The 12,827-nt window shown below is 42.5% G+C and carries 13 protein-coding genes; 5 read left to right on the top strand and 8 right to left on the bottom strand.

Annotation, left to right across the window (positions count from 1 at the left end; genetic code table 11):
• Positions 1-312: 312 nt before the first annotated feature.
• The 6 genes from cyoE to L2729_RS12885 all read right to left on the bottom strand — a co-directional run bounded on the left by cyoE (position 313) and on the right by L2729_RS12885 (position 5,672).
• Positions 313-1,245 (bottom strand): heme o synthase, encoded by a 933-nt coding sequence (cyoE, locus tag L2729_RS12860; protein WP_248988635.1) that lies wholly within the window; start codon positions 1,243-1,245, stop codon positions 313-315.
• Positions 1,246-1,258: 13 nt separating this feature from the next.
• The gene (gene cyoD, locus L2729_RS12865) at positions 1,259-1,594 is read right to left on the bottom strand and encodes a cytochrome o ubiquinol oxidase subunit IV (protein ID WP_101090659.1); all 336 of its coding nucleotides are present in this window, start codon (positions 1,592-1,594) and stop codon (positions 1,259-1,261) included.
• Entirely contained in the window at positions 1,594-2,205 is a 612-nt protein-coding gene (gene cyoC, locus L2729_RS12870; RefSeq protein ID WP_248988636.1) for a cytochrome o ubiquinol oxidase subunit III, read from the bottom strand. The genes cyoD and cyoC overlap by 1 nt, the downstream gene beginning before the upstream one ends.
• A complete protein-coding gene (gene cyoB / locus L2729_RS12875; protein WP_248988637.1) occupies positions 2,202-4,187 on the bottom strand; it encodes a cytochrome o ubiquinol oxidase subunit I in 1,986 nt (661 codons plus the stop codon). The genes cyoC and cyoB overlap by 4 nt, the downstream gene beginning before the upstream one ends.
• Positions 4,188-4,189: 2 nt before the next feature.
• Positions 4,190-5,092, bottom strand: coding sequence for a ubiquinol oxidase subunit II (cyoA, locus tag L2729_RS12880; RefSeq protein WP_248988638.1), 903 nt, complete (start codon positions 5,090-5,092; stop codon positions 4,190-4,192).
• A gap of 190 nt (positions 5,093-5,282) precedes the next feature.
• Positions 5,283-5,672, bottom strand: coding sequence for a hypothetical protein (locus L2729_RS12885; protein ID WP_248988639.1), 390 nt, complete (start codon positions 5,670-5,672; stop codon positions 5,283-5,285).
• A 352-nt stretch (positions 5,673-6,024) separates the two neighbouring features.
• Here L2729_RS12885 and L2729_RS12890 point away from each other — a divergent pair, with 352 nt between their 5' ends.
• The gene (locus L2729_RS12890) at positions 6,025-6,207 is read left to right on the top strand and encodes a hypothetical protein (RefSeq protein ID WP_248988640.1); all 183 of its coding nucleotides are present in this window, start codon (positions 6,025-6,027) and stop codon (positions 6,205-6,207) included.
• Positions 6,208-6,472: 265 nt separating this feature from the next.
• On the opposite strand, the gene L2729_RS12895 is transcribed toward L2729_RS12890, so the two are convergent.
• Both L2729_RS12895 and nfsA read right to left on the bottom strand, forming a co-directional pair.
• Positions 6,473-6,814 carry a zinc ribbon domain-containing protein YjdM gene (locus L2729_RS12895; protein ID WP_248988641.1) on the bottom strand — a complete coding sequence of 114 codons (342 nt, stop codon included), beginning with the start codon at positions 6,812-6,814 and terminating at the stop codon, positions 6,473-6,475.
• 574 nt (positions 6,815-7,388) lie between these two features.
• Positions 7,389-8,111, bottom strand: a complete 723-nt coding sequence (nfsA, locus tag L2729_RS12900; protein WP_248988642.1) for an oxygen-insensitive NADPH nitroreductase — start codon at positions 8,109-8,111, stop codon at positions 7,389-7,391.
• 353 nt (positions 8,112-8,464) lie between these two features.
• On the opposite strand from nfsA, the gene L2729_RS12905 reads away from it, so the two are divergent.
• From L2729_RS12905 to L2729_RS12920, 4 genes are all read left to right on the top strand, one after another.
• The gene (locus tag L2729_RS12905; protein ID WP_248988643.1) at positions 8,465-9,025 is read left to right on the top strand and encodes a CBS domain-containing protein; all 561 of its coding nucleotides are present in this window, start codon (positions 8,465-8,467) and stop codon (positions 9,023-9,025) included.
• Positions 9,026-9,384: 359 nt separating this feature from the next.
• Entirely contained in the window at positions 9,385-10,767 is a 1,383-nt protein-coding gene (locus L2729_RS12910; RefSeq protein WP_248988644.1) for a metal-dependent hydrolase family protein, read from the top strand.
• Positions 10,768-10,832: 65 nt separating this feature from the next.
• A complete protein-coding gene (locus L2729_RS12915; RefSeq protein ID WP_248988645.1) occupies positions 10,833-11,504 on the top strand; it encodes a DUF3299 domain-containing protein in 672 nt (223 codons plus the stop codon).
• A gap of 13 nt (positions 11,505-11,517) precedes the next feature.
• A complete protein-coding gene (locus tag L2729_RS12920; RefSeq protein WP_248988646.1) occupies positions 11,518-12,771 on the top strand; it encodes a carbohydrate porin in 1,254 nt (417 codons plus the stop codon).
• The last annotated feature ends 56 nt before the right edge of the window (positions 12,772-12,827 follow it).

Raw genomic sequence — 12,827 nt, forward strand, 5'->3', positions numbered from 1 at the left:
GAGATGCTAGTTTCAACCCGCTTATCCAATACCCAAAGGCATTGAACTCGAGTCTATATCGCGCTAGTGACCAAACAAAAGCGTAGCTTCACTATTGATCACACTCAGTAATGAGCGTTCAAGCAGATGTGCAACGGGAACGAACGAAAGGTTGAACCACCCTACTATTTCATATCTCGGGCAGTAGCAGTAAGGTTAAAAGTGCAATCATCACCATCAAATAGTCGAGCATAAGATGATAGTGATTACAGGATGTCGCACGCTAATAGACCAATAAACTATTAGCGTGCTTAAGCATAAAACTCTCTAAAGCTAGTTAGCCAAAATTAATAATGGTGTTTGTGCAACCTGTTGAAAATCGAGTGCCATAGTCACGCTTAACGCGGTAATAGTTATGATAGAAAAACCAAATACCTGACGCGCCCAACTGTGCAGATTAATATCACGGCGATACCCTTTTAATGCCATGGCAAGCCACCAAAAACTGGTCGCACAGGTTACTGCCATAAAGGCGATACCGGTATAACCCGCTAACGGCAGCAACACACTCGCCAGTGCAAATACCGCTATATACAGCACAATATGCAATTTAGCCTTAGCCATCCCCTCAGATACGGGTAACACGGGAATATTAGCCGCTGCATAATCATTGAAACGATAAATAGCGATGGCGTAAGAGTGTGGCATCTGCCACAAGCTAAACATCAGCAGCAAAATAAGCGCTCCGGCATCCATTACCCCTGTCACAGCGCAGTAACCAACCACGGGCGGAACCGCACCTGAAAAACTGCCCACCAAGGTGCCATAGACAGAGTTTCGCTTCATATACAGGCTATAAACACCCACATAGACTAGGTAACCAATCACGGCAAATATCACCGCTAAACTATTGGTATATATCATTAAAGTGCCAAACCCTAATATGCCTAAGAGCACGCTATATATCAGTACCGATGGTACCGATATCGCCCCCGTCACCGTGACTCGATTACGGGTGCGTTGCATCTTCGCGTCGATATCACGATCAATACAGTTGTTAAGTCCACAGCCCGATGCAACCACCAAAGACAAGCCCAGCATGGTCATCAACATCAAGGTCAAATCCACGTTACCTTTAGCAGCAAGTAAAAACCCACCCGCAACGGAAATCAAATTCCCCATGATAATGCCAGGCTTAGTCACCTGAATATATCCTTTCAAATACGTCTTCCACTGCATAGACATCAACCGACCTTGAATATTCATAACCTGCCTCTTACTACATCATCAAATCGTTGGCTGCATAGATAATCCATACAGACAAACCCACCACCATGACAATAATCAAGGTAGTAAACAGAAACGAAAATGTATTGAGTCTGCCCTCTTTAGAGAAATCAAGATGCAGAAAATACTTTAAATGCACCACAATCTGAACAATAGCGGTCACCAGCACGATGCCTAAGGTTATTGGTTTATCAAAGTGATGCGTCATCACAGCCCAAAATGGGATCCCAGTTAAGATAACCGACAATAAAAAGCCGACCAAATAAGACTTAACACTGGCGATCAGGCTCTCTGAAGTATTACCTGGTGTTGTATGCGCTAGATTCATCACAATACCCCCAATAAATAAACCACGGTAAAGACACAAACCCACACAATATCAAGGAAGTGCCAAAACAAACTTAGGCAACTCAAGCGAGTGATGCTACGTTTGGTTAGGCCTGTTTTACCCACTTCAAACATCATAATTGCCATCCAAATAAGCCCTGCCGTAACATGTAAACCATGCAAACCGACTAAGGCAAAGAAGGATGACAAAAATGCGCTACGCTGAGGACCGTGACCCGCCTCTATCAAGTGATGGAACTCGTAAACCTCCATACTGATAAAAACACACCCTAAAACAAAAGTAACCATCAGCCAGACTAAAGCGGCTGAACGCTTCTGATGTTTCGCGTAGATTAGGGCTAACCCAAAGGTGATACTACTCACCAACAGTGCAGCCGTTTCAATAAGAACAAAGTTCAATTCGAAGATATCTTTCCCCGATACGCCACCATCGGTATTCATAAACAGTACTGCATAAGTTGCAAATACAGAGGCAAACAAGATGCAATCCGTCATCAAGTAAAGCCAAAAACCTAATAGCGTATTTCCGCTAGTGTCATGGTGCTCATCTGCTTGTTCAACGTATAAATCTCTTGAGATAGCAGTACTCATATCCGCCCCCTTGCCACTTTATCTAAGTGTGCATTTTCGATGCGAGCTATTTCATCAGGTTGAACGTAGTAATCATGGTCGTTGCTATAAGCTCGGAACAAGAACACTACAAAAGCCCCTAACATACCCGCGATAGCTAACCAAAGAATGTGCCAAATAGCCGCAAAACCAGCAGCGGTAATACCCAAGGCCATCAAAATACCACTGGCCGTATTTTTCGGCATATGGATTGGCTGATAACTCTCATAACGTTGATAAGCTTCCCCTTTCTCTTTCATGTCAGTGAAACAATCGATATCTGACACTTGAGGATCTTTAGCAAAGTTATAGAACTGTGGCGGTGAAGACGTTGACCACTCTAGTGTATGGCCATTCCACGGATCGCCGGTAGTATCAAGATTTTGTTCTCTATCTCTAAAGCTCACATACAGCTGTACGAACTGTAATATGATGCCAACAAAGATGATAAAGGCACCCACTGCTGCCAAATAAATCCAGATGTTCCAATCAGGATTATCAGTGTGATTAATACGACGGGTCATACCTAAAAACCCAAGGACATATAGAGGCATGAATGTGACGTAGAAACCGATCTGCCAGCACCAAAATGCGGCTTTCCCTAAGCGTTCGTTAAGCTTGAAACCCATCGCCTTCGGGAACCAATAAGCAAAACCTGCAAAATAACCGAACACAGCTCCACCTATAATGGTGTTATGGAAATGAGCGATTAAAAATAAGCTGTTATGCAAAACATAGTCCGCACCAGGAAGGGCCAACAATACGCCTGTCATCCCACCAATAGTGAACGTCGTCATAAAACCTAACGTCCACAAAACAGGCACGGTAAACTTCAATCGACCTCGATAGATAGTAAACAACCAGTTAAATAACTTAACTCCGGTTGGCACCGCTATCACCATGGTCATCACCCCGAAAAAGGCGTTGACGTTTGCACTCGACCCCATCGTAAAGAAGTGATGTAACCACACGATAAAGCCTAAAACAGAGATAGCACCACTAGCCCAAACCATTGATTTGTAGCCAAACAATCGTTTAGAGGTAAATGTGGAAATGACCTCAGAAAAAATACCAAAAGCAGGTAATACGAGTATGTAAACTTCAGGATGACCCCAAGCCCAAAAGAGGTTGATGTACATCATGGCGTTGCCGCCACCATCATTAGTAAAGAAGTGGAAACCCATATATCTGTCAAGGGTTAACATGCCAAGTACTGCCGTTAAGATTGGGAAAGAAGCCACGATCAAAATATTGGCCCAAGTACAGGTCCAAGTAAAAATCGGCATCTGCATTAACTTCATGCCCGGCGCACGCATTTTAAGCACCGTCGCGATAAAGTTAACCCCTGTTAACGTCGTGCCTATCCCTGAAATCTGTAATGCCCAGATATAGTAATCGACACCGACCCCGGGGCTAAATGACAGCTCAGACAATGGCGGGTAAGCCACCCAACCCGTTTTAGCGAATTCACCTAATCCCAACGAGATATTAATTAATATCGCGCCGCCAGTGGTAAGCCAAAAACTTAAGTTATTAAGAAACGGAAATGCGACATCTCTAGCACCAATTTGTAATGGCACAACTAAATTCATCAGACCGATCATAAATGGCATTGCCATAAAGATAATCATGATCACGCCGTGAGCCGTGAAGATTTGGTCGTAGTGCTCTGGTGGCAGATAACCTGCCGCGCCATTAACTGCCAGTGCTTGTTGGGTTCGCATCATTATTGCATCTGAGAAGCCACGAACGAGCATCACAAAAGCAAGCACAATATACATAATACCTAAGCGTTTATGATCAACTGAGGTAATCCAGTCATTCCACAATACGCCCCATTTTTTATATTTAGTGATCAACCCGACAAGCATTATGCCTATTATGGCGACAACCGCTAAGGTCACCATAATAATAGGCTCTTGATACGGAACTGATTCTAACGTTAGTTTTCCGAGAAAAGACATGGTTACTCCGTCTCCCCATTGTTAGGGGATGAATGTCCTGAATGGTGTGACATATCCATACCCGCATCCTTATGCATATATTGCATCACGATCTGGTTAAACATGCCTTTACTGACTGTTCCGTAATACTCAACAGGATTATTTTCACTCTCGATAGCGAGTGCTTTGTAGCTTTGGCTATCAAGATTTCTGCTTTGTTGTTTCACTTTTGCGACCCAAGCATCAAAGTCTTCAGCTGTCGCTGTCGCAATAGCCTTAAACTTCATCCCAGTAAATCCAGCGCCGCTATAGTTAGCTGAAATGCCATTGAAGGTTCCGGGTTCATTAGCAATCAAATGCAGTTGAGTCGCCATCCCCGCCATCGAGTAAATCTGGCTGCCGAGTTGCGGAATAAAGAAGGAGTTCATTGCAGTGTCTGAGGTGATTTTAAAATTCACCGGCACATTGGCAGGAAATGCCAACTCATTGACCGAAGCTATCCCCAACTCAGGATATATAAACAACCACTTCCAGTTGAGGGAGACCACCTCAACAGTGATAGGTTTAGCCTCATGTTCTAATGGTTTATAAGGATCTAAATCATGTGTTGACCCCCAGGTGATGACACCAAGAATAATCACAATCACAATCGGTACTAACCAAACAACAATTTCAATGTTTTTTGAATGAGCCCATTTAGGTGCATAAATTTCTTGGTCACGGCCATCACGGTACTTCCAGGCAAAATATAGCGTCATGAAAATCACCGGGATCACCACAATCAACATCAACAGGGTGGCGACAACAATGAGGTGTTTCTCATCAATGCCGATTTGCCCTTTGGGATCGAGCACACCGCCTGCACAGCCGCTCAGCAATATTGCAAATATCGCCAGAGCAGCTTTACTTAAATTTCGAATTAACAAAGGAAGATTCCTCTCACCTTAAGGTTTTATCTCTCTGTAGGCAGGTATTCACTCGCCGCACAGCAGTGGCTAATACACTGATCAAACCATGATTACGCAATATACAGCTGTGCATAAGCGCACTCGAATTAAGTCATTCGAGATTATGATCTAATGGGCGATTAGCTAAATGTTATAAAGAAATAGAAGTCTAAAAAGGAGGAGCGCGGCAACCGTGAGCGTCTTGAGCTAGAGACTGAAGCGAAGGAACTGATAAATCGGATAACAGATGACCTGAGTTTAACTTTTTGGTTAATTTAAAGATGAAGCTAATCAACCGCCAAAATTGTTTGATCACCAGTGGATTAACCAGCAACAAACTAAATAAGCTAACTCCCAAACACTCAACAAAGAAACCATCACTCAGAGCAATTAGTTCACTTACATCAACGTAGCCGCCAGTAGAAACGGTTAGACCATCAGATAAAAATAGCAGAAATAATCCCCCTAAAAACAGGGATAGGTTTGTCTTACCTGCATTAGAAAGCTTTACCGCTGAGGGTAACTTTGCAATCAATTGTTGGTAAGAAGCTAATTTCAAAGAGAGTGTCCAGCCTACTAATACGGTTAATGTTGTGAATGCAAAGCATTCAGAGCTCATCTGTCGCAGGAGAATAACAAGAAGGCACAGCCGAATGAAAGTAACTTAACGCTAAAAATTACCTTTATATTAAATAAACCTTAATTAATACATCATCCACTACAAATAATTACAAAGTTAACAACAAGTAAACCTTTAGCATCTCAAAAAACACCACCACCGTGAACCAACTCACTAACGCGACCAAGCAAAAGTGAGTAACGCCTCACTTATTTTGCAGAAAACGCGGTTATTTGAAATAACGATTAACCTAGATTAAAGATAAAGAAATCGCGAAGTCAGGTGTTTGCTAGTGCTTAAGCTGAATATTGTTTGGTGGGATAGGCTATTTGGAACCTATTCAGTTCAAGCCAGTAAAGCAGACAATGATATCGACATTGGCCTCGGCGAATATCAAGATGCCAAACATAACGCCAAGTTATGGGGATTATTAAGGATGCCATTTCTGTCCAGCAAGTCATTCAAAAGGGAATAACCATTTTTTTAATTATGTGTCTTGCATTGAAAATGCCTGAGAGAGCTCTAAATTAGTCACATTTATGGCGTTGGTATCGTTATTTGGAGATATAACTCAGGTAAGCGCAGGTTCTAGCGAGTGATTTAAACTGTATCGAGGTTTAGTCAGCCTCGCCTAAATTCGATGTTGATACTCAATGGTTTCTTTTCTAGGCATAAAAAAACACCTGCGCTAAGCAGGTGTTCTTATAAAGTAAAGCAACCGAATCAGCTTTGAAGCTCGATTAGTTCTGCTTTTTAACAAATTTAGATTTAAGCATCATAAAGCCTTGGCCATCCACTTTACAGTCGATATCGTGGTCGCCGTTAACAAAGCGTTTAATAACCGCTTTAGTGCCAACTTTAAGCACTAACGATGAACCTTTCACCTTAAGGTCTTTGATTAGTGTCACTTTATCTTCTTCTGCTAATAAGTTTCCTACAGCATCTTTTAAGATAATGACGTCTGGATCAACGATAGTTTCGTTAGGATTCCATTCATGAGCACATTCTGGACAAACGAGTTGTTCACCATCTTCGTATACATAAACTGATTCACATTTTGGGCATGGTGGGAGAGCGCTCATGATATTTTCTCTTTAATAAATAATTTGTTGAATCGTACTTGATGGTCCATTAATGACACAATCACCTATACAACTCGCTTTTCAAAGATACATTATAATCAATATTTCGAATATCATCTAGATTCAACATCAGGTCTTGTGAACAAGCCTCTATTTGCATTCAGCAATTTATGACCACTATCGATGACCACTATCGATGATCACTATCGATGATCACTATCGATGATCACTATCGATATCAAGCTTCATACCCCTTGCTCATTTTACCCATTTCTGCAATTTTTCGTTTCGTTTAGCCTGTAATAACCAGCCAATAACGCTGCTATTGATATATATATATATATATCAAGACCAATTTCAACGTTTCAGAGATGATGAGCACTATTATCTCGACGCTCTGCCAGCGCAAATAGACGTAAAAAATACCTATAAGTAAGCCTTTAAAAGGGGGAAAAGTCGGTCGCCGAAGCGATGAAATAGATGGTTAACATCTGCGTCAAAAATTGATAACCAATACCAATTTTCATTCGTAAGCAGGCAATTATCGCCCCTTAAAAACAGCCAGACTATTCCGTTATTGAGTGCTAAAACCTTGTTTGTTTATAGCGTTCAGCATAAAGGGCCTCGCCTCTTTATTCAGTGTTGCAGTGATTTGTTCTGACCAAGAAACCTGTTTGTTATTACTTGTTCGAGAGCCGTAATACTCTCTAATATGTTGGTCATATAGTGCTAAGGCGTCAAAATCTAATGCCTTATAACTGTCTTGATGCACCACTATCGATTGCGGTAAACGCGGTTTAGACTCTGGTGCTTTAGCAGCATAGCCTAAACACAGTCCAAATAACGGCATCACATGCTTTGGAAGGTTTAACAGCTGTACCACTTTGTCAGGGTTATTACGGATACCACCAATAAAAACGCCGCCTAGGCCAAGTGATTGCGCTGCCAACAATGCGTTTTGCCCCATCAAAGCGGTATCGATTGCTCCGATAAGTGTTTGCTCACAAAAGCCCAGTTGCGCTTGCGGGTTTATCTGCTGATGACGATTAAAATCAGCGCAAAAGACAAAGAACTCTGCCGCGCTAGCAACATAAGGTTGGCCACCAGCGTATTCAACCAACTTCTCTCTCGATGCTTTAGCGGTAACCCGAATAATACTGGTGCATTGAATAAAACTTGAGGTCGATGCTGCGATAGCACAGTTTAAAATCTGTTCCAGTTTATCGGCTTCAATCGCTTGCTCGGTAAAGTGCCGTATAGAGCGGTGTTGTAATATGGTATCTATCGTTGAGTTCATAGTCGCTTCGCTTATCATTACGTTACCACTAGCCTACTGCTCCTTTACGTTATGGGCAATTGAAAATAGGCAGTGACATAGATTCAGCCTGCAACATTTAATCTAAACAATAGAAAATTTTAAAAAACCTTCAGAATCAACCATATTGATAACAACTTTAGCATTAGCTTAACCTACATTAATTGTACTTAATGTTATTGACCCTCTACCGCCATCAAGACTAGTTTGTACTGATACGGCTAACTAATGACTTCGCATTACAGCATCAAGTCGGTGTGAATAGAAATAAAATATAGCTGTTACCTCCCCGAATCAATCGCCTGAAAGATGTACCTTGTACAGGAGAAAACCCTATGAGAAACCTAGATCTATATAGCACCGCATCTATCGACCACTTACTTTGGTCGACCGATGAAGATAAAACGCAGCTAAACTCGCCAGCATTAAGTATTTTTACCGACTTTGATCATTCTCAACCTATGGTCATCGACGCTTCAACAAACGCAATAGATACGTTGGATGTGATGAATAAGACGCATGCATTTATGCGGTTAGTGGTCGACAAAAATAATCAATTCCTCGGCGTGATAACTAAACACGAATTACTGCATCGTAAAATGGTCAAGCTAGCCAACAAGTTTGCTTGCAGTATTGAGGAGTTATTAGTGACCGACATGATGATTGCTAGAGATAAATTGTCGGCACTGGATTACCAGCAACTATCAACGGCAAACGTCAGTGATGTTGTGCGGTCCTTGCAAGAGAATGGCTTACATCACATGCTCGTCATTGACCACCAGCAACATCATATTCGGGGCTTAATCGCAGCAAATGATGTTGCACGCAAGCTTAAAGTACCGATTAATATCGAACTGCCACCTTCGTTTATGCATATTTTTAAAACCGCTATTTAACGATGGTTTCGCACTACCACTATTTTTAAAACCACCTTTAGGTGGTTTTTTTATGTCTGCTAGCTAGCCATCTCTCACTTCTCTTTAACCAATGTCACCAAATGGCAACCATCCGATGTCTGCAGCCCTTATTGTTATCTAGAACCATTAATAGCTGGGTATCGCGTCCTTAAACAGTAGCCAATAGCCGGGATAGAATTATCTTATTTTTTAGATGTATACACTCAATTTTGACACACAAAAAATCATCTTACTCGCTTGACTAACACTCGTCCTCTTACTACGTTTTATGGGGAAATAAAGTATTTGTATAGAGATGGTTTGCTGAATAAATTGATAAGAAACAATAAGGGAAGCGCATGAACAACATTTCAAAAGTATCATTGGTCGCCTTGCTCGTGAGTTCTGCCGCATTTGCAGAAGAGCCTAGCAGCAAAATCATATTCAAAAATGTCCATATATTTAACGGTATAGATGATGAACTGCAGCGAGATCAACATGTTCTTATCGAAGATAACTTCATTACCAAAATATCTTCTGCTCCCATCTCCGCAGCTAATGCCCAAATAATTAATGGTCAAGGGCGTACATTGATGCCGGGTCTCATTGAAGGCCACGGACACCTGCAGATGAACGGCACCTCATTACCCGATATCGAAAATAACCGTAATTGGGAGGAGCTAGCGGTACGTTCAGTGGCACGGGCTCGCTCTGCGTTGATGTCTGGCTTCACTACATGGCGAGATGCTGGAGGTATGGGGGCTGGACTTAAAAAATCGATAGACAGTGGTGAAGTCATAGGCCCACGGATCTACCCTTCCGGCGCGTTTATTGGTCCTACGGGGTCGCATGCTGACTTTAGAAATTTCACCACTCCAAATGAAACCTTTAATGGCCAGCTCTCTGCCGGTGGCCGCTTGGGCATGTCATGCACAGCAGATAGCATCGGCGATATCAAAGCCTGTGCCCGTCAAAACTATATGCAGGGCGCCACCCAAATAAAAGTGATGTCGAGTGGCGGTGTTGCCTCATCTTTTGACCCTTGGCAACTTAATGCATACTCAAAGGAAGAGCTAGAAGCTGCGGTAGAAGTCGCAGACGCCTATGGCTCATATGTGATGTCGCATGCTTACAGTAAAGTGTCCCTATTACGAAACTTAGATGCAGGCGTCAAAACCTTAGAACATGCTTTTATGTTCGACAAAGACGTGTACAAACAAATGAAAGAGAAAGACGCCTTTATGACCACTAATATGACCGCTTTCTCTCCCTATTTAGGCCAAATAGAAGCGATTAGCTCGAACCCTGCTTCAGCGCGCAAAGCAGCAACAGCACAAGCGGCTTTTAAGGACTATTTAGACAATGTAAACAAATACAAACCGCAACTTGGTTTTCACGTAGATTGTGTCGGAGGCGTATTTGCCTGCGAGCAGCAAGCCGATCACTCTATCTATTTAAGTGGTCAGTTTATCGGTAATTACTACACTCTAAAATCGATGACCTCAACAAATGGCAGAATGGTTAAACTCTCTGGCAAAGTATTGGACCCTTACTACAAAGGAAAACTCGGGGTTGTGGAAGTTGGAGCCTACGCAGACCTACTCTTAATCGATGGTAACCCTTTGAAAGACATCACGGTCATTGGTGCTAATGAAAAGTGGTTTGATGCGCCAAAACGTGACGGTATAAAGACGATGCGGGTCATCATGAAAGATGGAAAAATTTATAAGAATACTCTTTAGTCTATTAACTCTTGAGCAGGAGCTTGGCTTAAAGCCCCTGCTCATAGTCCGACAGGAATCTTATTGTGAAGAGTATTCAATACTTATCGAAATTGGTTTTGTTCGCTTTTATCGCTATCAGTTTAAATGTAAAAGCCGCTCAAAACTTAGATTGGCAGCAACTTACCCCAAACATTAATCACCCACTGCCTCATTTACCCGATTTGACACAGGAACAAATTGAGCTGTTAAAAAGCTACCTCTATTATCAACGTAAAACGAAACAGGCAGCGCTCACCCCTAATGAGTTACATCGTGTTACCCAGATTAAAACGGCTTTAATCGACCACAACATAGATATTGAACACGTATTGGCCGCCAGAGAAGAGTACATGCAGCAAGCCCAACACAACGCTGAGGCAACACAAACGGTATTCAACACAGAGAAAGTACGATTATCGGGATTCTTAGTTCCCTTAACATTTAACGGAATGCTGGCCACCGAGTTTTTGTTAGTCCCTAAGGCTATTAGCTGTGTACACACCCCGCCGCCAGTCAGAAATCAAGTCGTCGTCGTAAAGGCGAATGCGTTGTTCTCTCTCGATAGCCTTTATACCCCAGTGTGGGTCGAAGGCACTATGATGACGCACCATAAAGAGCACACGGTTAGATTATCAGACGGTATTGCCCAAATATCTTCCAGCTATGAACTCACAAACGCGTCAATTCAAAAATATTATCGAACACAAGCGGACTAATATTAAGGACACCATGGATAAAAGTACTCTGCATACCATTTTATCGATCCCGCTGTGTTTAAGCCCTTTGCCATTATTCGCAGGTACCGATTTTTCTGGTCCTAATTCAGTGAATAACACCCTTAAAGCCAATAAAACGGAGAGTCAGCAAACATGGAGAGAAACGCTCGCAGCTAAACACAAAATAACATTGGGACTCGACTATCAAATGATAGGGCTAAAGGGCACGGGGACTTTGCCAGAAACTGATGATTCCGCGGCGTCAGGAGTCTTTAGGTTCTACGGGGCGTGGGAACTGGTTAGTGACGAGTCTGGCAATACTGGAGAGCTCGTCTGGAAAGTTGAGCATCGTCATAGTTATACCGATATTCCCCCAAAAGGGTTAGGGTTTTTAGGCGATGGTTCGTTCAATGGTGGGCTCGGTTACGCTGGCGTCATTGCCCCAGCCTATAGCGACCAAGGGAGTCGGTTAACCAATCTTTACTGGAAGCAAAAATTCAATCAAGGTAACACCGCCCTGATGGTGGGCTTTTTAGACACGACTGATTACCTTGACAGCTACGCTCTTGCCAGCCCCTGGACAGGATTCACCAATTTAGTCTTTAGCACGGGCTCGGCGGCTACGGGTCTTCCAGACGACGGGATCTTAGGGGTTGCGGTTGGACACATGCTTAACGACAACTTTTACCTCATTGCTGGGCTTGCTGACGCTAAAGGCGATTCAAGCAATCCTTTCGAAGGCGTTGAAACTCTATTTAACGACCACAAATTATTTACCTCGTTGGAGATTGGTTGGACAAAATCTCAAGATAATATTTACACTGATAATGTTCATGTTACGGCTTGGCAGTTAGATGGCAATACTCAAAATACTAGCTTGAGTAATCCCGATATATCCAGAGGGTTAAGCTTTTCCGCTAGCTATTTTATTACGTCTCAGATTATGCCCTTTATTAGAGGTGGTTTCTCAGATGGTCCCGCTGCGTTATACACTAAATCAATGACGATAGGGCTCGGTTATTTTGGATTATTAGCAGACAACAACACCCTTGGATTAGCAGTCAATGCCGGTGAAGTTAACGAGGACTCAGGTGCATTTGGTCAGAGTAACTTTGATACGCAGTATACATCTGAGCTTTACTTCAACATTGCATTAAGTAAAAGAATACACCTCACTCCCAATCTGCAGTACATTAAAAACCCAGCGTTAAATAGCTATTCTGACAGCAACTGGGTATTTGGCTTAAGAGCCAGAATGGCTTTATAAATGACATTACCATCAGCATTAATTGAAGTTGATTAATTAACCCCGGTAGCGCCAAT

Origin of the sequence: Shewanella gelidimarina, assembly GCF_023283945.1 — a bacterium.
GTDB classification, from domain to species: Bacteria; Pseudomonadota; Gammaproteobacteria; order Enterobacterales; family Shewanellaceae; genus Shewanella; species Shewanella gelidimarina.

Coding starts and splice junctions, on each gene's coding strand:
- cyoD (WP_101090659.1), bottom strand. CDS start 1,594: ATGAATCTAGCGCATACAACACCAGGTAATACTTCAGAGAGCCTGATC.
- L2729_RS12895 (WP_248988641.1), bottom strand. CDS start 6,814: ATGAGCGCTCTCCCACCATGCCCAAAATGTGAATCAGTTTATGTATAC.
- cyoB (WP_248988637.1), bottom strand. CDS start 4,187: ATGTCTTTTCTCGGAAAACTAACGTTAGAATCAGTTCCGTATCAAGAG.
- L2729_RS12905 (WP_248988643.1), top strand. CDS start 8,465: ATGAGAAACCTAGATCTATATAGCACCGCATCTATCGACCACTTACTT.
- L2729_RS12920 (WP_248988646.1), top strand. CDS start 11,518: ATGGATAAAAGTACTCTGCATACCATTTTATCGATCCCGCTGTGTTTA.
- nfsA (WP_248988642.1), bottom strand. CDS start 8,111: ATGAACTCAACGATAGATACCATATTACAACACCGCTCTATACGGCAC.
- cyoE (WP_248988635.1), bottom strand. CDS start 1,245: ATGAATATTCAAGGTCGGTTGATGTCTATGCAGTGGAAGACGTATTTG.
- cyoC (WP_248988636.1), bottom strand. CDS start 2,205: ATGAGTACTGCTATCTCAAGAGATTTATACGTTGAACAAGCAGATGAG.
- L2729_RS12910 (WP_248988644.1), top strand. CDS start 9,385: ATGAACAACATTTCAAAAGTATCATTGGTCGCCTTGCTCGTGAGTTCT.